The organism is Ruegeria sp. D1(2025) (assembly GCF_056536425.1).
The window spans coordinates 705424-730174 of the sequence record NZ_JBQFPO010000002.1; the positions used below are offsets into that span (position 1 = coordinate 705424).

A 24751-nucleotide genomic window follows, 5' to 3' on the forward strand; every position below is an offset into this window, starting at 1 on the left:
AGATGAATCCTTGCTCGACAGGCTTTGCGCTTTGTATGGCGGTGCAAAATGTGTGCGGCAAGATCGAATTGTCAATGCGTACCTTGCCGCATCTTGTTTTTCCCGCAATTTCAGCGCTCTGGCCGGGCCAAATTTCTTCAAACAGAAGGGGCCGCGCAAAAGCCGGTGATCAGGCTACTCGCGAAAGCAGGCCGCCCGCCTGCCGCTGGATTCGTCCGTCCAGTTCCAGATCCAGCAAGGCCGGGGCGATGGCCTCGGCCGAGGCGGCAATGTCCCGGATCAACTGGTCTTCGGCCACCGGCGAAGGACCCAAGCGCGCCAGAATTTCGGCCTGCAAGACTGACGCCTCGGGCATTGCAGGTGCGTCAGACGAAGGTTGATGGCTTAGCGGAAGTTCCGGCGCCTCCGCCACTGATTGTTGCGGCGGTAGCGCGTCAATCACGTCTTGCGCGGAACGGACCAGCGTCGCGCCATCGCGGATCAGCAGGTTGCACCCGGCGGCGCGGGCATCGAACGGGTGGCCGGGTACGGCCAGAACCTCGCGCCCCTGATCCAGCGCGTCCCGCGCCGTGATCAGACTGCCGGATTTTGCCGCCGCCTCTACCACCACAACCGCCTGCGCGAGGCCCGAGATGATGCGGTTGCGCCGAGGGAAATGCCGTGCCTGCGGCGTCACCCCCATCGGCTGTTCGGACAATCGCAGGCCCTTGCGTGCAATATCGTTCGCAAGATCGGTATTTTCCGCCGGATAAACAACGTCGACCCCGCCTGCCAGAACAGCCACCGTTCCGGTGTCCAGCGACGCGATGTGCGCGGATGTGTCGATGCCGCGCGCCATGCCTGAGACGACCGTATAACCGCACGCCCCAAGCTCTTTCGCCAGGTTCCGGGCCATGCGCCCCCCGAGGGACGAGCAGTTGCGCGCGCCGACCAAAGCAATTGCCGGTTTTGCCAGTACGCTGATGTCACCGATTGCCCACAGCATCGGGGGTGCGTCAGACAGGGTCGACAGGGAAGCGGGGAAGTCAGCGGCCCCAAGGCACAGAAGCCGCGCTTTTGCGGCTTTTGCAGCCCTGAGTTCCGCCTCAATCACGCCGGGTGGGCATATTTCATAGTCTTCGATCCCGGCGGCGCGTGCCATTTCCGGCAACGCGGCCAGCGCATTCTGCGCCGAGCCATGTTCGCACAACAGTCGCCGGAATGTTGCCGGGCCAACCTTGCGTGAGCGCAACAGACGGAGCCAGGAAAACCGGTCCTCTTCCGTGGTGGGTGGGAGTGGGGGGTGATAGGAAGAAAGCTGCTCTTCAGTCATCCGTTGCTCCGCCTGATTGCAGAACTGGTTTACGGGATGCGGGGTTAACAGCCTGTGAATCGTTGAAAATTAGATGCCATTTTCACAGGTGGTGTACTTTGGTTGCGGAATAACAATTGGAAAGTAAAAAGAAAATCCGAGATATCTTTCCTTGCGCAGTTCGCGGTCATTCCAATGCAGAAATCAAAAAATCAGGCGCAGTGTTAACCCTGCGCCCTTGAGTTTCCAATTGATTCCCGCTCAGGCGGCCGATCCGCCCACGGTCAGGCCATCCATCAGAACGGTTGGTTGGCCGACCCCCACAGGCAACCATTGCCCGTCCTTGCCGCAGGTTCCCATGCCCGGGTCCAGCTCCATGTCATTCCCAAGCCCGCGAATGCGCTTCAGGGCCGAAGGACCATCCCCGATCAGCGTCGCGCCCTTGACCGGTGCACCGATCTTGCCGTTCTCGACCCGATACGCCTCGGTGCAGGAGAAAACGAACTTGCCGTTGGTGATATCCACCTGACCACCGCCGAAGCCCACGGCCCAGATTCCGTCCTTGATGTCCGAAACCAGGGCAGCAGGGTCCGCATCGCCTCCCAGCATGATCGTGTTGGTCATGCGTGGCATTGGCTTGTGCGCATAGCTTTGCCGCCGCCCGTTGCCGGTGGGCGCAACATTCATCAGCCGTGCGTTCTGGCGGTCCTGCATATACCCCGTCAGTATTCCGTCTTCGATCAGCACCGTGCGGGAACTGGGCGTGCCTTCGTCGTCCACAGTGATCGAGCCACGCCGGTTCGCGATGGTGCCGTCATCGACCACAGTCACACCCCTGGACGCGATCTGTTGCCCCATCAGCCCGGCAAAGGCCGAACTGCCCTTGCGATTGAAATCCCCTTCAAGCCCGTGCCCAATCGCCTCGTGCAGCAGGATACCGGGCCAGCCCGGGCCGAGGGCCACTTCCATCACACCGGCCGGGGCAGGGACTGCGTCCAGGTTGACCAGAGCGATCCTCAATGCCTCGCGCGCCTTGTCCTGCCAGTCCGCCGGATCAATCAGCCCATCCAGACCGACACGGCCACCGCCGCCTGCCGAACCGCTTTCGCGGCGTCCGTTCTGCTCCGCGATGACCGAGATGTTCAGACGGGTCATCGGGCGCACGTCGCGCACCAGAACGCCATCAGGGCGCAGAATCTCAACCTCCTGCACTGCGGCTGCGATGGTTGCGCTGACCTGAACCACCCGGGGGTCGAGATCGCGGGAAAACGCATCAATCTCGCGCAGCGTCTCGATTTTGACCGGAAAGCTGGCGGTTTCGATCGGATCCTCATCTGTGTAAAGCCGCTTGTTGGTCGCCCGCGGTGCCTCGGCCAGCGTGCCACCGCCATCCCCGACCGCCAGCCGCGCGGTCTGGGCTGCCCGTTTCAGTGCGGGGATCGATACGTCCGTGGAATGCGCATATCCGGCAACTTCACCCTGCACGGCCCGCAGTCCGAACCCTTCGGACGCATCATAAGACGCGGTCCGCAGTCGACCGTCATCAAAGACCAGAGATTCGGATTTACGGCGTTCCACGAACAGCTCGCCATCCTCGGCGCCCGCCGTTGCCGATTGCAGCACCGCAAGCGCTTCATCATGCGGAATTGCGGTTTCAAAGGGGCGAAACGGGTCGTTTGACATGGCTTGGGACCTTTCCGGTTTGATCCAGATCAAAAATAGCGTCTGTTTGACGCAAGCATTTTGCTTTATCTACCCGCAGGAATATGGTTTTTAACGCGGCCAAAGACAACGGGAGAGGTGTGGCCGATTCACACCTTTTCGCCAGGGACGCAAAGATCAAACGATCAGGACAGAAAATGAAGAATGCTTTGATGCTTTCGGGGTTTATGACAGCCCTCTCCAGCCTTCCCGCCATGGCTCAGGAGCTTGAGATTATCGGCAAGCCGGTCGATGGTGGCATGGGTTTCCAGCCCCCCGCCACCAGCCTGGCCGAAGGGATTCGGGATCTGGATGGGATGATTCTGGTCATCATCACCGCCGTTTGTTTGCTGGTTGGTGGCCTGCTGCTTTATTGCATCGTGCGCTACAATCAGCGCGTTAACCCGAAGCCAGCCGGTTTCTCTCACTACACCCCGGTCGAGATCGCCTGGACGCTTGGCCCGATCCTGATTCTGGTCTTCATTGGCGCCTTCTCGTTGCCGGTTCTGTTCAAGCAGCAGGAGATTCCCGAAGGCGACGTGGTGATCAAGGTTGTCGGCAACCAGTGGTACTGGACCTATGAATACGTCGATCACGACTTTGCGTTCGACAGCTACCTGCTGGGCCACCCGGCCACCCTGGACGAAGGTGCCCGCCCAGCTGACGCTGACGTGACGCCGTTTGTTTTGGACGACGCGATGCGCGCCAAGCTGGCCGATTCCGGATACAGCGACGATGAATGGCTGTTGGCCACCGACACTGCGGTTGTCGTACCGGTGAACAAGGTCGTCGTCATGCAGGTGACCGCATCCGATGTGATCCACTCGTGGACGATCCCGTCCTTCGGCGTGAAGCAGGACGGTGTACCCGGTCGTCTGGCCGAGCTGTGGTTCGAGGCCGACAAGGAAGGCATCTATTTCGGCCAGTGTTCGGAACTGTGTGGCAAAGACCACGCCTATATGCCGATCACCGTCAAGGTCGTCAGCCAGGAAGCCTATGATGAATGGCTGAAGAGTGCGATCGACGAATACGCAGGCCTGCCGCAATCCTATCAGATTGCTGCCAAGTAAACGCGACAGGGCGGGCTGGCCCCGCCTGAAACAACATGCAGGCTGCGCGTTAATCGCGCAGCTTTCGCCCACAAAGGACCGGAAATGAGCGACGCAAGCTTCAATGCCAGCACCGTGACCGCGAAGGGATACGCGGACGAGGCCAGCTTTGGCGATTATTTCGCCCTACTGAAGCCGCGTGTGATGTCTCTGGTCGTGTTCACCGCGCTGGTCGGTCTGCTGGCGGCTCCGGTTTCCGTGAATCCCGTGGTCGGTTTTTGCGCCATTCTGTTCATTGCCATCGGTGGCGGTGCGTCCGGCGCGCTGAACATGTGGTGGGATGCGGATATCGACAAGGTGATGAAGCGCACCAAGGGTCGTCCCATCCCGTCCGGCAAGGTTGAACCGGGCGAGGCGATGGCGCTAGGCCTAGCGTTGTCGGGCATGTCAGTCATCATGCTGGCGCTGGCTACGAACATCTTTGCCGGTGCGTTTCTGGCCTTTACCATCTTTTTCTATGTCGTGATCTACACGATGTGGCTGAAGCGCCTGACGCCGCAGAACATCGTGATCGGCGGCGCGGCCGGAGCGTTCCCGCCGGTGATCGGCTGGGTTGCCGCCACAGGCTCCATGACGCTTGAGCCGTGGCTGATGTTCGCTCTGACCTTCATGTGGACGCCGCCGCATTTCTGGGCGCTGGCATTGTTCATGCGCACGGATTACGACGATGCCGGTGTTCCGATGCTGACGGTCACTCATGGGCGACGCGCGACCCGTGTGCATATCCTGATCTATACTGCGCTGCTGGCCATTCTAGCGGTTGGCACGGCCTTCTCGGGCATTGGCGGCCCGGTCTATCTGACCGTCGCCCTTGTTCTGAATGCGCTGTTCCTGCGCGGCGCATGGCGGATTTCCCGCCGCACCGAAGACGATGCCGAGGCGGACAATTTCAAGGTCGAGCGTGGCTTTTTCAAACTGTCGCTGTTGTATCTGTTCCTGCATTTCGGCGCCATTCTCGTGGAAGCGCTGCTGAAGCCCTATGGGCTGGGAGGCTGGTCATGAGCCTGCGCAAGAGCCACGAGCTGCATCAGCGCCGTTTCAGCCGCAATCTGGGCGTGGGGCTGACCCTCGCCGCATTCATCGTGATCATCTTCGGCCTGACCATCGCCAAGGTTTCCAGCAGTTCCTTCACGGGTCCCGCTGTCGAGGTGCAGAACTGATGGCGATGTCGGGTCCTCAAAAAACGGTTGTGCAACTGGTCGGTGTGGTCGTCCTGATGGGCGGTTTGGCCTGGGCTGCGGTGCCGTTTTACAACTGGTTCTGCAGGGTTACAGGATTTGGCGGCACCACCGGCGTCGCCCAGCAAGCCCCTGATGCCATTCTCGACCGCATGGTCACGATCCGTTTCGACGGCTCCAAGGCCAAGGGCATGCCGTGGGAGTTCAAGCCCGTCGAACGCGAGATGAAGGTCCGCATCGGCGAAACCGGGCTGGCCTTTTACGAGGCATATAACCCGACCGACAAACCCATTGCCGGGCAGGCGTCCTATAACGTGACGCCGTATTCGGCTGGCGGGTATTTCCAGAAGATCGCCTGCTTCTGCTTTGATGAGCAGGTTCTGCAGCCGGGTGAGCGGGTCGAGATGCCCGTGACCTTCTTTGTCGACCCCGAAATCGTCGAAGACCCCGAAGCGCAGTATGTTCATACGATCACTCTTTCGTATACATTCTACGAAATCGACCTGCCCGAGGGCTATGCTGCCCTTGACGTGCAGGCAGACACAAATACGAACTAACGCCTTAAGGTGAGGGACACTGATGGCACACGCTAAAGACCATGACTACCACATTCTGAACCCCTCGATCTGGCCGCTTGTTGGCGCCGTCGGTGGTTTTGTGATGCTGTTCGGAGCCGTCCTGTGGATGCACGGAATCACTCCGTGGATATTCTGGGCCGGTCTGGTGGCCGTTCTCTACACCATGTTCGCCTGGTGGTCCGAAGTGGTGGTCGAAAGCCGTCAGGGCGACCACACGCCGGTTGTCCGTATCGGTCTGCGCTATGGCTTCATCCTGTTCGTGATGTCCGAGGTGATGTTCTTCTTTGCCTGGTTCTGGTCGTTCTTCAAACATCGGATGTACCCGATGTACGACTATGCCGGCACCGAATACATCCAGCCGGACATCCACGCGGTTGACCCGTTCCACCTGCCGCTGATCAACACGCTGGTTCTGCTGTTGTCGGGCTGCGCGATCACCTGGGCGCACCACGCGCTTGTGCACGGCAATGACCGAAAGGCGCTGGTGCAGGGTCTGGCAATCGGTATCGCGCTGGGTATTGCGTTTACCTTCCTGCAGGGTTTCGAATACTACGAACTGCTGGCCCACGGTGGTTGGGAATTTGGCGGCGATCAGTTCTATTCGAACTTCTTCATGGCAACCGGGTTCCATGGCGCACACGTGATCATCGGCACCATCTTCCTGACGGTCTGTCTGATCCGCGCACTGAAAGGCGATTTCACGCCCGAGAAACACGTCGGTTTCGAAGCGGCCGCCTGGTATTGGCACTTCGTGGACGTTGTCTGGCTGTTCCTGTTCTTTGCCGTCTACATCTGGGGTCAGGCCCCGCTGATGTAACTCCGCTTTGGTTATCCAATTGCAAAAGCCGCCCTTTGGGGCGGCTTTTTCTCTATCCGGGGCGCAAGATTGCGCCCCATACAATTGCGTGGTTGCAATTCGGGTCGCACGGCCCTTAACAAGACGCCGGTTCCTGCAATGAGGTTTGCCCAAGCCATGCGCCGCTTTCTGTTTCTGCTGATCTTCGGCCTTGCCGGTCTGGGCGTGCTGGTGTCGCTGGGCGTCTGGCAGGTGCAGAGACTTGCGTGGAAACAGGGGATCCTGGCCGAGATCGAAAGCCGGATCTCAGCCGAGCCCGTTGCTTTGCCTCCGCAGGTTTCGGAGGATGCCGACAAGTACCTGCCGGTCACTGTCTCTGGCGAAATGGAACCGGGCGAAATCCATGTTCTGGTTTCGGTCAAGCAGGTTGGGGCCGGGTATCGCATCATCCAGTCCTTCAGTACCGCGGATCGGACAATTCTGGTGGACCGGGGTTTCGTCCGGACCACTGCCAAGCAGGCGGAGCGTTCGACCGGGCCTATGGAGATCACCGGCAATCTGCACTGGCCCGATGAGATCGACAGCTATACGCCCGATCCGGACATCGATGACAACATCTGGTTTGCCCGGGATGTGCCAAATCTGGCCGCAGCGCTGGGAGCGGAGCCGGTGCTGTTGATTGCCCGTACGAAAACCGACCCGAATGTAACGCCTTTGCCGGTGGATGCGGCGGGTATCCCGAACGATCATTTGCAATATGCAATCACCTGGTTTGGTCTGGCTCTGGTCTGGGCCGCGATGACCGGGTACTTCCTGTGGCGCAGCCGTGCCAATACTGAGAGTGACGCGACATGAAATACATCTCGACCCGTGGCCAAGCGCCTGAACTGACCTTTGAAGAGGCGATGCTGACCGGACTGGCCCGCGACGGCGGCTTGTACCTGCCCGCCGAGATTCCGGTGATGTCGCAGGATGAAATCGCAGCGCTCGCCGGTCTGCCCTATGAGGAAATCGCGTTCCGCGTGATGTGGCCTTATGTCAGCGGATCGTTTGCCGAAGATGAGTTCAAGGCCATCATTGCCCGCGCCTACGAAGGGTTTGGTCACGACGCGCGTGCGCCGCTGAAGCAACTGAACGAAAATCATTTCCTGCTGGAATTGTTCCACGGGCCGACACTGGCGTTCAAAGATTTTGCGATGCAGCTGATCGGCCAGCTGTTTCAGGTGGCCCTGAAGCGGCGCGGCGACCGAGTGACCATCGTCGGCGCGACCAGCGGTGACACAGGTTCGGCGGCGATTGAGGCGTTCCGGGGGCTGGACGCGGTGGATGTATTCATCCTGTTCCCGCATGGCCGCGTGTCCGAGGTGCAGCGCCGCCAGATGACGACGCCTGCGGACAGCAATGTTCATGCTCTGGCCGTAGACGGCGACTTCGACGACTGCCAAGCCGCGCTGAAGGATATGTTCAACGATTTCGACTTCCGTGATGGTGTCAAACTGGCCGGTGTGAACTCGATCAACTTCGCCCGTGTGCTGGCGCAGATTGTTTATTATTTCTCGGCAGCTGTCAGCCTCGGAGCCCCGCACCGCAAAGTCAGCTTTACCGTGCCCACCGGCAATTTCGGTGACATCTTCGCGGGCTATCTGGCCAAGCGCATGGGCCTGCCCATCGACCGTCTGGTCGTGGCCACGAACCAGAACGACATTCTGCACCGCTGCCTGTCGGGTGAGGGATACTTCAAAGGCGACACGATCCCCTCGATCAGCCCGTCGATGGATATTCAGGTCAGCTCGAACTTCGAACGCGCGCTGTATTATGCCTATGGCGAAGACGGCGCCGCAGTGGCCCAATTGATGGACGAACTAAAGACGGGCGGCTTCAACGTCAGCCAGGGCGCGATGGAGGCCTTGCGTGAAAGCTTCGACTCCGGTCGCGTGTCCGAAGACGAAACGCTTGCGACGATCAAGAACACGCTCGCCCACAGCGCCGAGCTGGTTTGCCCGCATACCGCCGTCGGCGTCAGGGTCGCCGAAGCGCACCGCACGGCGGACGTGCCGATGATCACACTGGCCACCGCGCACCCGGCGAAATTCCCGGCTGCGGTCGAGAAGGCGAGCGGCGTGCATCCGCCTCTTCCATCCCGCATGTCTGATCTGTATGAACGTCCGGAACGGGTGACCCGCATTGCCAACGATCTGGGTGCCCTCGAGGATCATATCAGAAGGCATATTGCTGAGTGACTGTCAGACAGGACCAACTGAAGAACGGGTTTCGTATCGTCAGTGAACATATGCCGGGGCTGCAATCGGCGGCCATCGGTATCTGGGTAACCGCCGGCGGGCGGCACGAGCGGATCGAGCAGAACGGCATCGCCCATTTCCTTGAACACATGGCGTTCAAGGGAACCAAGCGGCGTTCCGCACTGCAGATCGCCGAGGCGATCGAAGATGTGGGCGGCTATATCAATGCCTACACCTCGCGCGAAGTAACGGCCTATTACGCACGTGTCCTGAAAGACGACGTGGCGCTGGCCATGGATGTCATCGGCGACATTGTCCTGAATCCGGTTTTCGACCCACGCGAGATCGAAGTCGAGCGCGGCGTCATCCTGCAGGAGATCGGTCAGGCCTATGACACGCCCGATGACGTGATCTTTGACTGGTTGCAGGAGCAGAGCTATCACGACCAGCCCCTGGGCCGGACCATTCTAGGTCCCACCGAGAGGGTCAGTTCGTTCTCGCGCGAGGATCTTTCGGGCTTCGTGGCAGAGCATTACGGCCCGGATCAGATGATCCTGTCCGCCGCCGGCGCTGTGGATCACGATGCGCTGATGAAACTGGCCGAGGAGATGTTTGGCCATCTGACACCCAGAACCGGCCTGATCGCCGAGCCTGCGCGGTTCACCGGCGGTGAGGCGCGGCAGGAAAAAGCACTGGAACAGGCCCATTTCGCACTGGCGCTGGAAAGCCCCGGCTATCGTGACGATGCGATCTATACCGCACAGATCTACTCGACCGCACTGGGTGGCGGCATGTCCTCGCGTCTGTTTCAGGAAGTGCGAGAGACGCGCGGGCTTTGTTACACCATTTTCGCACAGACCGGTGCCTATGCCGATACCGGGACAACCACGATCTATGCCGGAACATCGGCCGATCAGGTTGGCGAACTGGCAACGATCACCATCGACGAGATGAAGCGCGCCGCCGAAGACATGAGCGAGGAAGAGGTCGCTCGTGCCCGCGCGCAGATGAAGGCAGGCATGCTGATGGGGCTGGAAAGCCCCTCGAACCGGGCCGAGCGTCTGGCGCGGCTGGTGCAGATCTGGGGCAGGGTTCCCTCGCTCGAGGATACCGTCGCAAAGATCGACGCCGTCAGCACCGAGGACGTCCGCGTCTTCGCCGAACAGATGGCCGTACAGGCCCCGGCAGCGCTGGCGCTCTATGGCCCTGTCTCGGGCGCGCCCACCCTGGCGCAATTGCAGGAGAGGCGTGCGGCGTGATGCTGTTGGGCAGACGCAAGCTGAAACTCGAAACCGAGCGGCTGAGCCTGCGTCCGCCTGTGCATTCCGATTTCAATGACTGGGCCGCGTTGCGGCGGGCGTCGCGAGATTATCTGACCCCGTGGGAGCCGATCTGGGCCCAGGATCACCTGAGCCGCAAATCCTTCACCAACCGGGTCTACTGGGCGCAGCGCTCGGTCGGCAGCAGTACGGCGATCCCGTTGTTCCTGTTTCGCCGCAGCGACAACGTACTGCTGGGGGCGATCACGCTGGACAACATCCGACGTGGCCCGGCGCAGGCCGGAACGCTTGGCTATTGGACGGGTCAGGCGTTTGCCCGGCAGGGGTACATGCGGGAGGCCATCGGCGCGGTTGTGCACCACGCCTTTACCCGCCTTGACCTGAGCCGGATCGAGGCCGCCTGCCTTCCTGAAAACAATGCCTCGCGCGGGTTGCTGGAAAGCTCGGGGTTCAAATACGAAGGCGTGGCGCAGTCGTATCTGCAGATCAACGGGCGCTGGCGGACGCATGTTCTTTATGCCAGCCTGCGTTCGGACCGGCGCGGCAAGACCGACGCCGGGTAGGTGGCCCCAAAGGGGCCATCGGGGGCTCTGCCCCCGGCCGCGGCAAGCCGCGTCTCCCCCGGGATATTTTCGTTCAGATGAACAAGGGGCATGACTTGGTGGCGTTCTGCGCTACACTCTCCTCATGCGCTGGGTGGTTCTGGCATTGATGGTAATCTCGGGAGCGGTGTCGGCGCAGGAGCGGCGACCGAGCCATTGTATTGCTATTGCAGACGCGGCACCGGGCATTGAGTATCTGCACAAGGCGGCGTGGACCGACCCGGTGCCCGAGTTTTCGGTGCGCATCAGTTACATTGCCCACGCATCCTTTCTGATCCAGACGCGGGGCGGCTTGAATTCGGTCACCGATTTCACCGGTTTCATCGGCAGCGCCGATCTGATCCCCGACGTGGTGACGATGAACCACGCCCACAATACGCACTGGACGGCGCATCCGGATCCTGCCATCCCCAATGTCCTGCCGGGTTGGGGCGAATTCGGGCAGGGGATCGAACATTATCTTGATCTTGGTGAATTGGTGGTGCGCAACGTGTCGACCGATATCCGATCGACCCTGGGTGGGGTCGAGACCAAGGGCAATTCTATTTTCGTATTCGAGGTCGAAGGCCTGTGCATCGGCCATCTGGGGCATCTGCACCATGTCCCCTCGGACGAGCAGTTTGCCGCGTTGGGACGTTTGGATGTGGTGATGGCGGCCGTGGATGGAGGCACGACCATGCCCCTGCCCGAGATGATCACTGTCCTCAAGCGCCTCAAAAGCTCGGTTATCATACCGATGCACTGGTTCTCGGGGTTTTCGCTGGATCGGTTCCTGGTCGACATCCGGGATACATTCCCGGTGGAGCGTGACGGGGTTTCCGAAGTCACGGTGTCCCTCAAGACGCTGCCCGACCGGCCAACTGTCGTGGTGCTGGAGCCGCAATACCTGATTGATCTGGAATAAGACTTGTTGCAGCCGCGTGAGTTGGGCAAGGAAGGGGCATGACACTTTATCCCGCCGATGAAACCCTTGCCCGAAGGATCGAGGCTGAACTGGGTGACGCGATCCTGCGCCCTGTCGCAGCGCGGTATCTGGAAGAACCGCGCCGCCGGTTTGCCGGGCATGTCGGCCTGCTGGCCGCGCCGCGCACGGTTCACGAGGTGGCGGGCCTGATCCGCATCGCATCCGACGCACGGGTGTCGGTTGTCCCTTATGGCGGCGGAACGGGACTGGTCGGCGGGCAAGTGATGCAAGACGGGCCGCCGCCGCTGCTAATATCGCTTGAGCGAATGACGGCCATCCGGGCGGTCTATCCGTCCGAGAACGTTCTGGTGGCCGAGGCTGGGGCGATTCTGGCCGATGTCCAGGCGGCTGCTGAAAGCGCCGACCGCCTGTTCCCTCTGTCCCTTGCCGCGCAGGGGTCTTGTCGCATCGGCGGGAATCTCGCGACCAATGCAGGCGGGGTGAACGTACTGCGCTACGGCAATGCGCGTGATCTGTGTCTGGGTCTTGAGGCGGTGCTGCCGAACGGCGACGTCTGGAACGGGCTGAGCCGGTTGCGCAAGGACAACACCGGCTATGATCTGCGCAACCTGTTGATCGGGTCGGAAGGGACGCTGGGGATCATCACGGCGGCCGCACTGAAGCTGTTTCCGCGCCCGGCCGGTATTGGAACCGCAATGCTTCAGGTGACGTCTGCGCAGGCCGCCATCGATCTTCTGGCGCTTGCGCGGGACCAGGTCGGCGAAGCGGTATCGACGTTCGAACTGATCCACCGGCAGGGGCTGGAGTTTCTGTCCGAAGTTCTGCCCGCCATCCGGCAACCCTTTGCGGTGCCGCCGGAATGGTGTGTGCTGATCGAACTGGGCTTGTCGCGCGGGCTTTCTCCGACAGACACGCTTGCGGACCTTTTTGAACAGGCAAGTCAGCGCGGTTTGGTCAGCGATGGTGTGATTGCACAGAACGAAACACAGCGTCACGAGTTGTGGTCAGTGCGCGAAGACATCCCCGAGGCGAACCGGATGATCGGCTCGGTCTCCAGCCACGATATCTCGATCCCGATTTCGCGTGTCCCCGAGTTCATTCGGCGCGGCGCGGAGATTGTGGCCGGGCTTGGGCCGTACCGGATCAATTGTTTTGGACATCTCGGGGACGGGAATCTGCACTATAACGTGTTCCCGCCAAAGGGCCGAGACAGGTCCGACTTCGACGCGCAACGGGCCGAGGTAAAGCATGCGGTGCATGAGCTTGTGCACGAATTCGAAGGATCGGTCAGCGCTGAACACGGGGTGGGTCGACTGAAAACGGGTGATCTTGAACGCTATGGAGATCCCGCCAAGCTAACAGCAATGCGTGCGATCAAGGCGGCGCTTGATCCTAAGGGGATCATGAACCCGGGCGCTGTCCTGAAGATATAACTGCGGCCCGCGTGATACGGGCCGCGAACTGCACTTACGAGCCAGGCAGGATGACCTTGTCGATAACGTGGATGACGCCATTGGACGTCTCGATATCGGCCTGAACAACATTCGCATCGTTGATCATCACGCCATTGTCCAGATCGATCGTGACCTCGCCACCCTGAACGGTTGCGGCTTTCATGTCGTCGGACAGGTCACCGGACATCACCTTGCCGGGCACCACGTGGTAGGTCAGAACGGCGACAAGCTGGTCTTTGTTTTCGGGTTTAAGCAGGGTCTCAACCGTGCCTTCGGGCAGGGCGGCAAACGCCTCGTCCGTGGGGGCGAAGACGGTGAATGGCCCATCACCTTTCAGCGTGTCGACCAGCTCGGCGGCCTGAACGGCTGCGACGAGGGTTTCAAAGCTTCCGGCGCCGACCGCTGTGTCAACGATGTCCTTGGAATGGCCGTCAGCGTAAGCAGCTGTTCCGACGAAAAGGCTTGCTGCGCCGGCGATTGCGAGTTTGCGAAACATGGTCTGTAATCCCTTGATGGAATGCCGTTGTTGGCATCTACCGGGCTACGGGCCGCTCTCAAGAAGAGATCATTGAATATGTCGATAAGTTTGGGTTGAACACAACGGGAACCGCGCTAAGCCGGCGCGGTCGCATATTTCCATTCACGGTTTTGTGATTGAACCGAGGCTCACAGCCCCTCGAATTCACACAGGACGTGGACATCCATGCCCATGCCTTCCAGCACCTTGCGACCGCCCAGATCGGGCAGGTCGATGATGAACGAGCATGACACGATCTCGCCGCCCAGCCGTTCGATCAGCTTGATGCCGGCAGCGGCGGTGCCGCCGGTGGCCAGCAGGTCATCGACGACAAGGATCTTTTCACCGGGCTGAATGGCGTCGTCATGGATTTCGACGATCGCCTCGCCGTATTCCAGTTTGTAGTCTTGGCTGATCGTTGTTCCGGGCAGCTTGCCTTTCTTGCGGATCGGGACAAATCCGACGCTCAGCTGATGCGCTATCGCTCCGCCCAGGATGAATCCGCGCGCCTCAAGTCCCACGACCTTGTCGATCTGTTCGCCCGCATAAGGGTGCAGCATCTGGTCGATGGCCATACGAAACCCGCGCGGGTCCGCAAACAGCGTGGTGACGTCCCGGAACATGATCCCTTCATGGGGGAAATCAACGATGGTGCGGATATAATCCTTGACCGTAGTGTGTTTGGGCATGCGCGACCCCTTGCCTCGTGCTACGCGGGGTGTTTGGCCTATCCGTGCCTTTCACGCAAGCAAAGTTTGGCTTTTCGGGCTCACCTGCGGCGCTTTGGCAGCGCCATGGGAAGGCCGTAGTAGCAGTAACGTCCCACAGGCAGCCACGACAGATGCGGCTTGCGCCAGTTGCGTTGATCTTTCAGGAGAAACGCCTGAGCGACGTTAAGGTTCATTGCTACAAGTCCTGTTTTATTGTTATGCACACGATATCTACATTCTCTATGCAATGTATATACAATGCGCAGCTAAAGGAATCGAGAATTTGACAGGGTCCAGAGGCGTGGCACAGAAAATCGGTAAAGGTTCTACCAGGAAAAACAGTCAGTTGGTCCTGCGGCTGGACAGGGATGAGCGTGACGCTTTTGTCGAGTTATGTAAAGAGCTGGACACCTCGGCCGCGCGCGAAATCCGACGCTTCATTCGTGGGTTCATGAAGGAACGCGCCGAGGGGTAGCGTCAGGCAGGGCGGCGCAGAATGGCGGTTGCAAATCCCATTCCGATCAACGCCAATCCGCCGAACCGGGTCATTGCGGTGATGACACTGGCACGTCCGATCATCAGGCGCAGTCGGTCGGCCAGCAGCGCATAGGCCAGCGCGTTCAGCCAGGCCAACCCGACAAATGTAGCAATCAGGATCGTGAACTGCGGGCCCAGCGGGTCATCCGGGCGCAGGAACTGCGGCACAAAAGCGATGAAAAAGGCGATGGACTTGGGGTTCAGCGCCGTCACGGCCGCCGCATGGCCAAAAACGCCGCGCGCCGTCACCTCGCGCTCGGTGCGGACGGTGTTCAGCCCGCCTGACGGGGCGCTGCGCAGCAGTTTGATACCCAGCCAGACCAGATAGGCCGCCCCGACCCATTTCAGAACGGAAAACAAGGTGGCCGAGGCAAGAACCAGCGCCCCAAGTCCCAGCAGGGATGCCGTCATCGCCAGCAGATCGCCAAGTGCCACGCCAGTGGCCGAGGCGACGGCGACACTGCGTCCTTTCGACAAGGCGTAGCTGAGTATCAGCAAAACCGTCGGCCCGGGGATCAGCAGCAGGGCGGTGGAAGCGGCGACAAAGGCCAGCCATAGATCTGTCGACATGAGGCATCCTGTAATATCGTCTCACAGAAAGACTTGCCGCGCGGCTGCCGTCAAGCCTTACGTGGTTCGATTGCCCATCGCATCAGCGCCTCAAGCGGGCCCCGCTTGAAGCGGCGGAACCACATCAGGGTAAAAAGCGACGATGCGGCGCAGAACAGCAGTGCGTATCCGACGATCTGCGGCGCGGTCAGGGAGCCGTCCAGCAATCCGGCCTCATCAAGAATGCCCATCCCGATCAGGATATGCGCCATGTACAGGGTCAGGCTCTGCCTGCCCGGCGCTACCAGGGCAGGGGCCAGTTTTGCCCGCTCTATCACTGGCCATAGTTTGAGTGACAGCCCGATAATCAGACATGCCGTCCCCGCGCCCGCCATGACATAGAACGGACCGGGCGGGATGGATTCGGTGCCCAGCCAGGCCTTCAGTTCGGGGTCGTGGATCAGCATTTGCGGAAACAGCGCCAGAACGGCGGCGGCCAAACCCCAGATGATCAGGCGATGTTGAATGCACAGGGTTTGCAATTGTGTCCTCCCGATCGCCATCCCGATCAGCAAGAACGCGGCCCAGGGCAGGACCGGATGCCAGCCATTAAATAGCGCGTTGCGCAGGAACCCGGGCATGGTCCACAGGTCGGTGTAGGTCAGGGTGGCCCAGTCCCAGCCCCGGTCATAGTCGAAACTGAGCATCGCCAGCACCGACAGTGCGACAATCCCCAACGCGCCCAGCCACAAGCCGCGCGTCGGGGTGGTCAGGGACGCCGCGCCGACAACAAAATACAGCGCGTAGAAATGCAGGATGTCCGCGTCGAACACGGTCATGTTGATCAGGCCCAGCCCGAATAGAAATGCGGCGCGGCGCAACAGCAGGCTGGCAGAAATTTGCGACAACCCGATGCCAACCCCGGCCAGCACCACAAACAGCGCAGCCGCGCGCCCCTCAAGCGCGTCGACCAGGGCCGAGGCCCAGTCACGGCCCGGCTCCACGCTGGCTGCAATGCGGAAATTGACCAGCACCATGCCGCAAAAGGCCAAGTAGCGGGCGGCATCCAGCGCCTTGAGACGTGTCATCGGTCCTCACATTTGGCGGTGTCCGGCTAAATATTTGCCGCCACACGATAATCTTCGTCAACATGGAGAGGTCGCCGCGCGTTTCAACCATGTAAAGTGCGAAACCTGCGCTGGCTGGCTTCGTGGCAACAAATTAAGATTCAATAAAGCACTGTACCCGAGCCTTGAAATACGGCTCAAAGCGTCAGACCTGTAATGCAAGCCTGAGTGTCGGAGGGGCCAATGGTACAGACGCAACACGCAAAACCGGATGCAAAAGATGCCGGGCCGGGTATCGCCCGGATCCGGCGCGCTTTGACCTGGCTCGTTCTGGCCGGGGCCGTTCTGTACATCGGCGCGGTCAGCTACATGTACCTCAACCAGAAGTCACTGCTGTTCAAGCCCGAGGGCGAACTGCCCGAACCTGCTGCGGTCGGGCTGGCGGATGTCGACGTGATCTCGCTGCCGATGTCCGATGGCACGGTATTGACGGCCTGGTCCGCGCCTCCGGCCATCGACGGCGCGCCGACCGTTCTGTTCTTTCATGGCCAGTCCGGGAACCTTGGTGACCGGTCCGAACGGTTTCGCGAAATCCTGAACAGCGGATACGGGCTGCTTGCGCCCAGCTATCGCGGGTTTCCCGGAAGCGGGGGCGAGCCATCCGAACAGGCGCTGATTTCCGACGGGGTGCACCTGTTCGACAGGCTGAGCAGCGCTGGCGAGACCGTTGTCCTGCATGGCCAAAGCCTTGGAACCGGGGTCGCGGCTGCGGTGGCCGAACAACGCCCGGATGCCAGACTGCTCGTGCTTGAGGCGCCGTTTACTGCAACGGTCGACGTCGCGGCCGAGCGGTATCCTTGGTTGCCAGTCTCAACCCTGATGAAAGATCAGTTCGCGACGCGGGACATCATCGACGATGTTACCGTGCCGACCCTGATCTTCCACGGCACGATGGACGAAACCATCCCGTTGAATCACGCCCAGGCATTGGCGGCTCTGGCCGGGGATACGGCGCAGCTTCATGTGATCCCCGACGGCACACATAACGATCTCTGGTCGCGCGGCCTTTGGGACGTGGTCGAACAGAGCCTGACAAAAAACTGACGTCAAAGGATCCGCCCGGCGACCGCATCCAGTTTGGCCAGCAAGGCCGGGTCGCGCTTTTCCGGTGCGGTCAGAATCGCAAACTCCAACGCCCGGTCACAGCCATGCGGGCAGGGCGCACGCTCGGCCCCCAGCAAGGCCGGCAACCCCTTGACCAGCGCGCCACCCTTTTCCGCATTGCCGGTTAGGGTGGAAATGATCGTGGTCACATCCACCTCGCCGTGATCCGGATGCCAGCTGTCATAGTCCGTGACCATGGCAACGGATGCGTAACAAAGCTCGGCCTCGCGGGCCAGTTTGGCCTCGGGCATGTTGGTCATGCCGATGACATCACAGCCCCAGTGCTCGCGATACATCTTCGATTCCGCCAGCGAGGAGAACTGCGGCCCCTCCATCGCCAGATAGGTGCCGCCGCGATGCACGGTGATGCCTGCCGACTTGCCCGCGGTCTCGCACGCATCGCCCAGACGCGGGCAGGTGGGATGGGCAACGCTGACATGGGCCACGCAGCCGGTTCCGAAGAAGCTCTTCTCGCGCGCAAAAGTTCGGTCAATAAACTGATCTACAATAACAAAATCGCCGGGTGCCATGTGTTCGCGAAACGAACCGCAGGCCGAAACCGAGATCACATCCGTCACGCCCAGCCGCTTGAGCGCGTCGATATTTGCGCGATATGGCACCTCGGTCGGCGAATGCACATGCCCCCGTCCGTGCCGGGGCAGGAACGCCATCTCGATCCCCTCAAGCGATCCGGTCAGAATCTGGTCCGACGGTGCCCCCCATGGCGTTTCGACACTAACCCATTGTGCATTTTCCAGCCCGTCAATGTCATAAATGCCCGATCCGCCAATGACGGCAATCTTTGTCTGGGTCACGTCGTTTCTCCGATCCAAAATTTCTTTCCTGAAATTTCTGAGCCGCCAGCGGCCATTTGACAAGTGGTTTCAACCGATTGTGCGCCTGACCCTGTGGACCGTGATCTCGCTATGTGCTCAGCGCATGGCAGGTTCCCGCCAGATGCTGTACCTCGCGGGGGAAATGGCGGGTACAAGGCGCGCTTCGCGCGAACCAATCAAAACCGACAGGACCGTCCAATGCCCCGAGCCTTGCTGGCAAGTTTTGCCAATCGCCTTGCCATACCCGATCTGCGCTGGATGCCGGACGAAGGCTTCACCCTGTCGCGTATCCGGATCGAGCTGCTTTCGGGTCTGACCGTCGCCCTGGCACTGGTGCCCGAGGCCGTGGCTTTTGCCTTCGTTGCTGGCGTACACCCCCTGGTCGGGTTGTACGCCGCGTTCCTTGTCGGTCTGATCACCGCTCTGATCGGCGGCCGCCCCGGCATGATCTCGGGTGCAACCGGCGCTCTGGCCGTGGTCATGGTCGCGCTGGTGGCGGAGCACGGGGTCGAGTACTTGTTCGCCACGGTTGTTCTGATGGGTATCCTGCAGGTCATTGCGGGGGCGATGCATTGGGGGCGGTTTATCCGGCTGGTGCCGCATCCGGTGATGCTGGGCTTCGTGAACGGACTGGCGATTGTGATTTTTCTGGCCCAGATGGGGCAGTTCAAGGTGCCGGGAACCATGGAAAACACCGGTCACGGCATGGGCGGCGGTGAATGGCTGTCGGGCATGCAACTTTATACCATGCTGGGCCTTGTTGCTCTGACCATGGCGGTCATCTGGGTGATGCCACGCATCACGCGTATTGTGCCGGCCCCGCTGGCTGGAATCGTGGTTGTCGCCGCACTGGTGATCGGCTTTGGGCTGGACGTGCCGCGCGTCGGCGATCTGGCCTCGATCGAAGGCGGCTTGCCCGCCTTCCACATCCCGATGGTGCCGTTGAACTGGGAAACCTTCGAGATCATTCTGCCTTATGCAGTCATTCTGGCCGCGATCGGATTGATCGAATCCCTTCTGACCCTGAACCTCGTGGGCGAGATAACCGGCAAGCGCGGCGGCGCCTCGCAGGAATGTATCGCGCAGGGCGCAGCCAACGTCGTGACCGGTTTCTTCGGCGGCATGGGCGGCTGTGCAATGATCGGCCAGTCGATGATCAACGTGAAATCCGGAGGGCGCACACGTGTCGCGGGGATCGCTGCCGCCCTGTTCCTGCTGGTGTTCATCCTGTTTGCCGCCCCCCTGATCGAACAGATCCCGCTGGCGGCACTGGTGGGTGTGATGTTCATGGTCGTGATCGGCACCTTTGCGTGGAACTCGTTCAACATCATGCGCAAAGTGCCTCTGACAGACGCGTTTGTGATCGTACTGGTCACCGTCGTGACAGTGATGGAGGACCTTGCGGTCGCCGTTGTCGTCGGCGTGATTGTCTCGGCGCTGGCCTATGCCTGGAACAACGCCAAACGCATCCATGCGGTCACCCGCGATTCCGAGACTGAAAAAGGCGCCAAGGTCTATGAAATTCAGGGGCCGCTTTTCTTTGGGTCGTCGGAAGGCTTCCTTGAAATCTTCGACGTGCAGAACGACCCCGAAACCGTGATTATCGATTTCGCCGCCAGCCGGGTTGTGGATCAGTCCGCCTTGCAGGCCATCGAGAATATCGCGGCCAAATACGAGGCGGCAGACAAGCGGGTCATGCTGCGCCACCTGAGCCGGGATTGCCACAAACTGCTCAACAAAGCCGGACATCTGATGGTCGATAGCGACGACGACCCGGATTACGAACTGGCGGTCGACTATTCGGTCCGTACCGGCATATTGGGCGGCCACTGATTTTTGCGAGGCTCTGCCTCGCGCTCCGGGATATTTGGGGCCAGATGAATGAAGGATCCGTTTCTTCATCTGGCCGAAAATATCCCGGGGGAGTCGCGGCTTGCCGCGGCGGGGGCAGCGCCCCCCTTGTTCTGCGCCCTCAATCGTCCGGGCGTTCGAGCGCGAACAGCTCAGTAACAACCGAGTAGTCCCGATATCCAAGACGGGCCAGCGGTTTGAACGAGGTGACGTCAAATCGCCCGTCGCGGATATGCGCGTCATCGAGATGAACACCGATGACTTCTCCGAACACCACCCGGTTGGCCTCTCCGGGCAGGGTCACGATCTTTGTCAATCGGCATTCCAGAGCCGCAGGCGCGCCCTTGATCCGGGAGCAGGGGATGGTTTCACACTCGATCGGTGTCAGCCGGGCATGGGCGAATTCGTCAATTTCCTTCGGCAGACCTGCCGAACTGGCATTCATGGCATCCTGGTGGGCATGCGCCACGACGTTCACGCAGAAAACGCCGGTGGCCTCGATATTGGCAATACTGTCCTTGCCGCCATCCTGATCGTGCTTGGTGCCGGTCGTGGCAAACATCACCTGCGGCGGCGTATAGGCGACCCCGTTGAAGAAAGAATAAGGCGCCAGGTTGTTGACCCCTTCCGCATCGCGCGTCGAAATCCAGCCGATCGGGCGGGGGGTGATGATGGCGTTGAACGGGTTGTGCGGCAGGCCGTGGCCGTCTTCGGGGCGATAGAACATCAAGGTCTCCAAGCGTTTGCCCAAGGCGTATCGAAGTGCTAGGGCGAATTCCAGCAAGGAAAAGAGGGCGCGCGTGCAGCAATTCAAGATCAGGCCGGAACAGCCGGATGACTGGTGGGAGGTCGAGGCGCTTTATGACCTGTGCTTTGCCCCCGGTCGCGAGGCTCTGTCTTCCTATCGTTTGCGCGATGATGTGCCACCGGTGGCGGGCCTGTCGCTTGTTGCCCGCGACGGGCAGGGTATTTTGGCCGGTGCGATCCGGTTCTGGCCGGTCCATGTCGGCGATCATGATGCATTGTTGCTGGGTCCGGTGGCAGTTCACCCGACCCATCAGGGCGAGGGTCTTGGCGGTTTCCTAATCCACGAGGGGTTGCAGGCCGGGCGCGAGAAAGGCTGGGCGCGGGTCATGCTGGTGGGGGACGCGCCCTATTACTCGCGGTTTGGTTTTTCGCTGCTGAAGCATGTGGAAATGCCGCCGCCAACCAATCCTGACCGTGTTTTGGGGCTGGAACTTGTGCCCGGCAAATGGGGCGGGGTGCAGGGCCTCGTATCACGCTGGACCCGCTGAACTATTGAAACTGCCCTGCTGAGTGCCGATCTTTCTGACTGAGGAGGAGGCAGATGCAGAACGTGGTTCTTGTTGAAGAACTGGATGCCGACGCTGAACTGGATCGGCTTGCAGCGCATTACCGGTCCGCCGGTGGCGCGGGGGTGAAACTGCTTAATGCGCTTGGCGGATCAGCAGAATCTCTGCTGGATCAGTTGCCTGAGCCCGTGCGTCTGGGTCTGACCGGCGCGACAGAGCAGGCGCTTTGGATTGCCATGCACGCCGCAGAAGGATCACGCCGGGCGATACCCGACCAGCAACCTTGGGTGAATACCGTCGTCAGCACGGCCATGGGAGCGGCAGGTGGTATGGGCGGTCTGTCGACGGCCCTGATGGAGCTGCCCGCGACAACGGCCATGCTGCTGCGTGCCATTCAGGGGGCCGCTGCCCGAGAAGGATTTGACCCGTCCGAAGAAGGTGTGAAATTCGATTGCGTCCGGGTCCTGTCTGCCGCAGGGCCCCTGTCAGATGATGACGGGGCTGATCTGGGGTTCTATTCCGTGCGCCTGACGTTGACCGGACCGGCCATGCAGCGCCTGATCGCGGCGGTTGCACCGCGCCTGTCGGTGGTTCTGGGCCAGAAACTGGCGGCCCAGTCCATTCCGGTTCTGGGTGCTTTGGCCGGAGGCAGCACGAACTATGTCTATTCCCGTTACTATCAACAGATTGCCCGTGTCCATTTCGGATTGCGCCGACTGGCGGTGGATGCTGACATCCCGCATGACGAACTTGTGCGCCGCTTGGCTTCGCGAATGAAATAACGCCCGACTTTTGCAGTCCCGCTTGGTAAGTACCGCATCATGTGGTATGTTTACCCTCAGCAGACCCAAAATAAGAGCAGAAATTCGGTCTGAAAAACAGGCGTTAATACCATTTGAAAGGCGGTAGCGTGAACAACGCGAAGCATTCGCCAACTTCTCGGCGCAAGGCCGGGGCTTGTCCTGTGCATTCACAGGCGGCAGCGCTGTGCTACCGGATTCATCAAAACCGGCCCGAGATCCTTTTGATTACCACCCGCCGTTCCGGGCGCTGGATCATACCCAAAGGCTGGCCTATCCTGGGGCTCAGCCCGTCAGAAACCGCCGAGCGGGAGGCGTGGGAAGAAGCGGGCGCCGTCGGTCGGTGCGACAAAAAGGCGATGGGGCGGTATACTTACATCAAGCACCGTTCCAAGAAACGGACACTTCTGTGCGAAGTTGATGTGTTCGCGATGCTGGTAAGCTCACTGGCTTCGGATTTCCCGGAAAGCGACGAGCGCAAGCGGGAATGGTGCGTTCCGGAAAAGGCTGCTTTAAGGGTCAATTCGCCGGAACTTTCCGTATTGTTGCGGGATTTTGGGCAATATCCCTGCCAACTTCTGGCCGGAAGGGCTTGATATTACGGTATTGGTCGGTATCTATTTTGTAACACGTATTTTGGGCGAAACATGATTCAGTACGCATTGAAATGCAGCAACGGCCATACATTTGAAAGTTGGTTTCAATCGGCCGCCGCCTACGACAAACTTGCAGCTGCGGGCATGGTGACATGCGCGGTTTGCGGCTGTGTGCAGGCGGAAAAGGCGATCATGACCCCCCGTGTCCGGCCCGCCCGCAATGCCGTGGCGCGCCCGGAACCCGCGCCGGCCGAGCCCGCGCCGATCAATGTTGCAAAACCATCGCTTGAGATCGAAAAGATCCTGACGCAACTGCGCCGCCAGGTAGAAGAGAATTCGGATTACGTCGGTAAGGACTTCGCATCCGAGGCCCGCAAGATCCACCTCGGCGAAGCGCCCGACCGTGCCATCTATGGCGAGGCCAAGGCGGAAGAGGCCAAGGCCCTGATCGAGGACGGTGTTCCGGTCGCCCCGCTGCCATTTGTTCCCAGCCGAAAGACGAACTGACCGGTGCGCGTTGTGATCACCGGGGCCAATCGCGGTATTGGAAAGGCGCTGGCCGAAAGGTACCGGAACAGGGGTGATGACGTCATCGGAACCGCGCGCGATGACAGTGCGCAGATTAAGCTGGACGTCGCAGAACCCGCTCATCACGCTGCCATGGCTGAACGGCTGATTGGTCAACCTGTTGATCTGCTGATCTGCAATGCAGGCGTCTATCTCGACAAAGGACATGGCATCGAAAAATATCCGGCAGACATGTGGGCGCAGACATTCGCGACCAATGTCACCGGCGTCTTTCTGACGGTCCAGTCCCTGTTGCCGAACCTGCGTGCGGCCAGAGGCAGGATCGCAATTCTGTCCTCGCAAATGGCTTCGCACACGCGCGCGCCCGGTGGCAGCTACATCTACCGTGCATCCAAGGCCGCCGCGCTGAATCTGGGGCGGAATCTGGCGGCAGATCTGCAGGGTGAGGGCATTGCCGTCGGCATCTATCACCCCGGCTGGGTGCAGACCGATATGGGTGGCTCGGCGGCCGCCATCACCGTGGATCAGGCCGTTGAGGGCCTGATCGAACGTTTCGACACGCTGAACCTGGACAGTTCAGGGTGTTTTGAAACCTATGACGGTCAGGCGCACCCTTACTGAGTGGCCAGTGCCGCCTTGGGAATCTCGTAAACCTCGCCGGGATCGATGAAGATCACCATCATGTCGCCACGCGTTTCGGAGGTTATTTTCGATGTCGAGCTGCTGGAATCCGGTTCGCCATTGGTGAAATAGATCTGCCGCACTTCGCCGGTGCTCAGTTGAACGGCCAGTGTCGCGGTTCCATCGTCGCGGCGACGCAGCTCGGCGTTGCACGAGCGCAGAGGTTCACCGGCAATGGCGGCGCAGGGAACGGTACCCAGTGCGTTCTTGCCATCGGTTCCGGCCAGTGTCGCGGATTGAGCAAGAGCGGACGAGGACAAAAGGGCAAAGGCAGCAGCAAGACGGTACATGAAAAAACCTCGTGAAGGATGTGTCAGACGCAGGCTGGCACCGCAGGAACCCATTGTAAAGTCGGCCTGCGCGCCAATCAGGACATCTTTGCGCCCTTGCCCTTGTGCCCCCCCTCGCTTATGAGGCTCGGGACCAGAAATAAAAGGCGCGGAGACAC

General features: G+C 60.5%; 29 protein-coding genes. 19 read left to right on the plus strand and 10 right to left on the minus strand.

All coding sequences use genetic code 11. The features are described from left to right. Positions 1 to 169 precede the first annotated feature (169 nt). On the minus strand, positions 170 to 1312 hold the full coding sequence (dprA, locus tag ACR1XU_RS09130) for a DNA-processing protein DprA (protein ID WP_480905689.1): 1143 nt from the start codon (positions 1310 to 1312) through the stop codon (positions 170 to 172). A gap of 240 nt (positions 1313 to 1552) precedes the next feature. Beyond that, a complete protein-coding gene (gene tldD, locus ACR1XU_RS09135) occupies positions 1553 to 2974 on the minus strand; it encodes a metalloprotease TldD (protein ID WP_480905686.1) in 1422 nt (473 codons plus the stop codon). A 176-nt stretch (positions 2975 to 3150) separates the two neighbouring features. Here tldD and coxB point away from each other — a divergent pair, with 176 nt between their 5' ends. From coxB to ACR1XU_RS09190, 11 genes are all read left to right on the plus strand, one after another. After that, on the plus strand, positions 3151 to 4062 hold the full coding sequence (gene coxB, locus ACR1XU_RS09140) for a cytochrome c oxidase subunit II (RefSeq protein WP_480812672.1): 912 nt from the start codon (positions 3151 to 3153) through the stop codon (positions 4060 to 4062). An 84-nt stretch (positions 4063 to 4146) separates the two neighbouring features. Next, entirely contained in the window at positions 4147 to 5103 is a 957-nt protein-coding gene (gene cyoE, locus ACR1XU_RS09145) for a heme o synthase (RefSeq protein WP_170613252.1), read from the plus strand. Continuing rightward, positions 5100 to 5261 (plus strand): hypothetical protein, encoded by a 162-nt coding sequence (locus ACR1XU_RS09150; protein ID WP_170807768.1) that lies wholly within the window; start codon positions 5100 to 5102, stop codon positions 5259 to 5261. Before cyoE ends, ACR1XU_RS09150 begins: the two co-directional genes overlap by 4 nt. Beyond that, the gene (locus tag ACR1XU_RS09155; RefSeq protein WP_480905681.1) at positions 5261 to 5836 is read left to right on the plus strand and encodes a cytochrome c oxidase assembly protein; all 576 of its coding nucleotides are present in this window, start codon (positions 5261 to 5263) and stop codon (positions 5834 to 5836) included. Before ACR1XU_RS09150 ends, ACR1XU_RS09155 begins: the two co-directional genes overlap by 1 nt. A 22-nt stretch (positions 5837 to 5858) precedes the next feature. Further along, entirely contained in the window at positions 5859 to 6674 is an 816-nt protein-coding gene (locus tag ACR1XU_RS09160) for a cytochrome c oxidase subunit 3 (RefSeq protein WP_170613246.1), read from the plus strand. 156 nt (positions 6675 to 6830) lie between these two features. Then, positions 6831 to 7508: an SURF1 family protein gene (locus tag ACR1XU_RS09165; protein ID WP_170613244.1), complete on the plus strand. Its 678-nt coding sequence runs from the start codon at positions 6831 to 6833 to the stop codon at positions 7506 to 7508. Further along, on the plus strand, positions 7505 to 8893 hold the full coding sequence (thrC, locus tag ACR1XU_RS09170; protein WP_480905678.1) for a threonine synthase: 1389 nt from the start codon (positions 7505 to 7507) through the stop codon (positions 8891 to 8893). The genes ACR1XU_RS09165 and thrC overlap by 4 nt, the downstream gene beginning before the upstream one ends. After that, a complete protein-coding gene (locus tag ACR1XU_RS09175; RefSeq protein ID WP_480905675.1) occupies positions 8890 to 10152 on the plus strand; it encodes a M16 family metallopeptidase in 1263 nt (420 codons plus the stop codon). Before thrC ends, ACR1XU_RS09175 begins: the two co-directional genes overlap by 4 nt. Beyond that, a complete protein-coding gene (locus ACR1XU_RS09180; protein WP_170613774.1) occupies positions 10152 to 10736 on the plus strand; it encodes a GNAT family N-acetyltransferase in 585 nt (194 codons plus the stop codon). The genes ACR1XU_RS09175 and ACR1XU_RS09180 overlap by 1 nt, the downstream gene beginning before the upstream one ends. Positions 10737 to 10860: 124 nt before the next feature. Next, on the plus strand, positions 10861 to 11679 hold the full coding sequence (locus ACR1XU_RS09185) for an MBL fold metallo-hydrolase (RefSeq protein WP_480905672.1): 819 nt from the start codon (positions 10861 to 10863) through the stop codon (positions 11677 to 11679). 38 nt (positions 11680 to 11717) lie between these two features. Next, the gene (locus tag ACR1XU_RS09190) at positions 11718 to 13133 is read left to right on the plus strand and encodes an FAD-binding oxidoreductase (RefSeq protein WP_480905669.1); all 1416 of its coding nucleotides are present in this window, start codon (positions 11718 to 11720) and stop codon (positions 13131 to 13133) included. Positions 13134 to 13167: 34 nt separating this feature from the next. Here the strand turns inward: ACR1XU_RS09190 and ACR1XU_RS09195 are convergent, their stop codons facing one another. The 3 genes from ACR1XU_RS09195 to ACR1XU_RS09205 all read right to left on the minus strand — a co-directional run bounded on the left by ACR1XU_RS09195 (position 13168) and on the right by ACR1XU_RS09205 (position 14575). After that, a complete protein-coding gene (locus ACR1XU_RS09195) occupies positions 13168 to 13650 on the minus strand; it encodes a fasciclin domain-containing protein (protein WP_480905666.1) in 483 nt (160 codons plus the stop codon). Between the two features lie 170 nt (positions 13651 to 13820). After that, the gene (locus tag ACR1XU_RS09200; RefSeq protein WP_170619414.1) at positions 13821 to 14360 is read right to left on the minus strand and encodes an adenine phosphoribosyltransferase; all 540 of its coding nucleotides are present in this window, start codon (positions 14358 to 14360) and stop codon (positions 13821 to 13823) included. 80 nt (positions 14361 to 14440) lie between these two features. Then, positions 14441 to 14575, minus strand: coding sequence for a hypothetical protein (locus ACR1XU_RS09205; protein ID WP_480905663.1), 135 nt, complete (start codon positions 14573 to 14575; stop codon positions 14441 to 14443). A gap of 107 nt (positions 14576 to 14682) precedes the next feature. Between ACR1XU_RS09205 and ACR1XU_RS09210 the strand changes: the two genes are divergently transcribed. After that, entirely contained in the window at positions 14683 to 14856 is a 174-nt protein-coding gene (locus ACR1XU_RS09210; protein ID WP_480905661.1) for a hypothetical protein, read from the plus strand. 2 nt (positions 14857 to 14858) lie between these two features. Here the strand turns inward: ACR1XU_RS09210 and ACR1XU_RS09215 are convergent, their stop codons facing one another. Beyond that, positions 14859 to 15488, minus strand: coding sequence for a LysE family translocator (locus ACR1XU_RS09215; RefSeq protein ID WP_480905658.1), 630 nt, complete (start codon positions 15486 to 15488; stop codon positions 14859 to 14861). Between the two features lie 50 nt (positions 15489 to 15538). Next, positions 15539 to 16555, minus strand: coding sequence for a DUF418 domain-containing protein (locus ACR1XU_RS09220; protein WP_480905655.1), 1017 nt, complete (start codon positions 16553 to 16555; stop codon positions 15539 to 15541). 222 nt (positions 16556 to 16777) lie between these two features. On the opposite strand from ACR1XU_RS09220, the gene ACR1XU_RS09225 reads away from it, so the two are divergent. Continuing rightward, positions 16778 to 17638 carry an alpha/beta hydrolase gene (locus ACR1XU_RS09225; protein WP_480905652.1) on the plus strand — a complete coding sequence of 287 codons (861 nt, stop codon included), beginning with the start codon at positions 16778 to 16780 and terminating at the stop codon, positions 17636 to 17638. 2 nt (positions 17639 to 17640) lie between these two features. Here the strand turns inward: ACR1XU_RS09225 and ACR1XU_RS09230 are convergent, their stop codons facing one another. Continuing rightward, positions 17641 to 18513, minus strand: coding sequence for an S-methyl-5'-thioadenosine phosphorylase (locus tag ACR1XU_RS09230; RefSeq protein ID WP_480905649.1), 873 nt, complete (start codon positions 18511 to 18513; stop codon positions 17641 to 17643). A gap of 219 nt (positions 18514 to 18732) precedes the next feature. Here ACR1XU_RS09230 and ACR1XU_RS09235 point away from each other — a divergent pair, with 219 nt between their 5' ends. Continuing rightward, positions 18733 to 20367: a SulP family inorganic anion transporter gene (locus tag ACR1XU_RS09235; protein WP_170807780.1), complete on the plus strand. Its 1635-nt coding sequence runs from the start codon at positions 18733 to 18735 to the stop codon at positions 20365 to 20367. Positions 20368 to 20506: 139 nt separating this feature from the next. On the opposite strand, the gene ACR1XU_RS09240 is transcribed toward ACR1XU_RS09235, so the two are convergent. Beyond that, the gene (locus ACR1XU_RS09240; protein ID WP_480905646.1) at positions 20507 to 21112 is read right to left on the minus strand and encodes a flavin reductase family protein; all 606 of its coding nucleotides are present in this window, start codon (positions 21110 to 21112) and stop codon (positions 20507 to 20509) included. A 73-nt stretch (positions 21113 to 21185) separates the two neighbouring features. Here ACR1XU_RS09240 and ACR1XU_RS09245 point away from each other — a divergent pair, with 73 nt between their 5' ends. The 5 genes from ACR1XU_RS09245 to ACR1XU_RS09265 all read left to right on the plus strand — a co-directional run bounded on the left by ACR1XU_RS09245 (position 21186) and on the right by ACR1XU_RS09265 (position 24243). Next, positions 21186 to 21680: a GNAT family N-acetyltransferase gene (locus tag ACR1XU_RS09245; protein WP_170678090.1), complete on the plus strand. Its 495-nt coding sequence runs from the start codon at positions 21186 to 21188 to the stop codon at positions 21678 to 21680. 53 nt (positions 21681 to 21733) lie between these two features. Beyond that, on the plus strand, positions 21734 to 22480 hold the full coding sequence (locus ACR1XU_RS09250) for an EcsC family protein (RefSeq protein WP_321251549.1): 747 nt from the start codon (positions 21734 to 21736) through the stop codon (positions 22478 to 22480). Between the two features lie 128 nt (positions 22481 to 22608). Beyond that, positions 22609 to 23094, plus strand: a complete 486-nt coding sequence (locus ACR1XU_RS09255) for an NUDIX hydrolase (RefSeq protein ID WP_170807784.1) — start codon at positions 22609 to 22611, stop codon at positions 23092 to 23094. A gap of 51 nt (positions 23095 to 23145) precedes the next feature. Further along, a complete protein-coding gene (locus ACR1XU_RS09260; RefSeq protein WP_480905642.1) occupies positions 23146 to 23601 on the plus strand; it encodes a DUF1178 family protein in 456 nt (151 codons plus the stop codon). Positions 23602 to 23604: 3 nt separating this feature from the next. Continuing rightward, on the plus strand, positions 23605 to 24243 hold the full coding sequence (locus ACR1XU_RS09265; protein WP_480905639.1) for an SDR family oxidoreductase: 639 nt from the start codon (positions 23605 to 23607) through the stop codon (positions 24241 to 24243). Here ACR1XU_RS09265 and ACR1XU_RS09270 read toward each other — a convergent pair. Continuing rightward, complete coding sequence (locus ACR1XU_RS09270) at positions 24237 to 24593, minus strand: hypothetical protein (RefSeq protein WP_480905636.1); 357 nt, start codon at positions 24591 to 24593, stop codon at positions 24237 to 24239. The two genes, ACR1XU_RS09265 and ACR1XU_RS09270, sit on opposite strands and share 7 nt — an antisense overlap. Positions 24594 to 24751 lie beyond the last annotated feature (158 nt).

Bases quoted from the DNA above. Each gene is read 5' to 3' on its own strand.
- dprA (WP_480905689.1), bottom strand. From the start codon at position 1,312: ATGACTGAAGAGCAGCTTTCTTCCTATCACCCCCCACTCCCACCCACC.
- tldD (WP_480905686.1), bottom strand. From the start codon at position 2,974: ATGTCAAACGACCCGTTTCGCCCCTTTGAAACCGCAATTCCGCATGAT.
- coxB (WP_480812672.1), top strand. From the start codon at position 3,151: ATGAAGAATGCTTTGATGCTTTCGGGGTTTATGACAGCCCTCTCCAGC.
- cyoE (WP_170613252.1), top strand. From the start codon at position 4,147: ATGAGCGACGCAAGCTTCAATGCCAGCACCGTGACCGCGAAGGGATAC.
- ACR1XU_RS09150 (WP_170807768.1), top strand. From the start codon at position 5,100: ATGAGCCTGCGCAAGAGCCACGAGCTGCATCAGCGCCGTTTCAGCCGC.
- ACR1XU_RS09155 (WP_480905681.1), top strand. From the start codon at position 5,261: ATGGCGATGTCGGGTCCTCAAAAAACGGTTGTGCAACTGGTCGGTGTG.
- ACR1XU_RS09160 (WP_170613246.1), top strand. From the start codon at position 5,859: ATGGCACACGCTAAAGACCATGACTACCACATTCTGAACCCCTCGATC.
- ACR1XU_RS09165 (WP_170613244.1), top strand. From the start codon at position 6,831: ATGCGCCGCTTTCTGTTTCTGCTGATCTTCGGCCTTGCCGGTCTGGGC.
- thrC (WP_480905678.1), top strand. From the start codon at position 7,505: ATGAAATACATCTCGACCCGTGGCCAAGCGCCTGAACTGACCTTTGAA.
- ACR1XU_RS09180 (WP_170613774.1), top strand. From the start codon at position 10,152: ATGCTGTTGGGCAGACGCAAGCTGAAACTCGAAACCGAGCGGCTGAGC.
- ACR1XU_RS09185 (WP_480905672.1), top strand. From the start codon at position 10,861: ATGCGCTGGGTGGTTCTGGCATTGATGGTAATCTCGGGAGCGGTGTCG.
- ACR1XU_RS09190 (WP_480905669.1), top strand. From the start codon at position 11,718: ATGACACTTTATCCCGCCGATGAAACCCTTGCCCGAAGGATCGAGGCT.
- ACR1XU_RS09195 (WP_480905666.1), bottom strand. From the start codon at position 13,650: ATGTTTCGCAAACTCGCAATCGCCGGCGCAGCAAGCCTTTTCGTCGGA.
- ACR1XU_RS09200 (WP_170619414.1), bottom strand. From the start codon at position 14,360: ATGCCCAAACACACTACGGTCAAGGATTATATCCGCACCATCGTTGAT.
- ACR1XU_RS09205 (WP_480905663.1), bottom strand. From the start codon at position 14,575: ATGAACCTTAACGTCGCTCAGGCGTTTCTCCTGAAAGATCAACGCAAC.
- ACR1XU_RS09215 (WP_480905658.1), bottom strand. From the start codon at position 15,488: ATGTCGACAGATCTATGGCTGGCCTTTGTCGCCGCTTCCACCGCCCTG.
- ACR1XU_RS09220 (WP_480905655.1), bottom strand. From the start codon at position 16,555: ATGACACGTCTCAAGGCGCTGGATGCCGCCCGCTACTTGGCCTTTTGC.
- ACR1XU_RS09225 (WP_480905652.1), top strand. From the start codon at position 16,778: ATGGTACAGACGCAACACGCAAAACCGGATGCAAAAGATGCCGGGCCG.
- ACR1XU_RS09235 (WP_170807780.1), top strand. From the start codon at position 18,733: ATGCCCCGAGCCTTGCTGGCAAGTTTTGCCAATCGCCTTGCCATACCC.
- ACR1XU_RS09240 (WP_480905646.1), bottom strand. From the start codon at position 21,112: ATGTTCTATCGCCCCGAAGACGGCCACGGCCTGCCGCACAACCCGTTC.
- ACR1XU_RS09250 (WP_321251549.1), top strand. From the start codon at position 21,734: ATGCAGAACGTGGTTCTTGTTGAAGAACTGGATGCCGACGCTGAACTG.
- ACR1XU_RS09260 (WP_480905642.1), top strand. From the start codon at position 23,146: ATGATTCAGTACGCATTGAAATGCAGCAACGGCCATACATTTGAAAGT.
- ACR1XU_RS09270 (WP_480905636.1), bottom strand. From the start codon at position 24,593: ATGTACCGTCTTGCTGCTGCCTTTGCCCTTTTGTCCTCGTCCGCTCTT.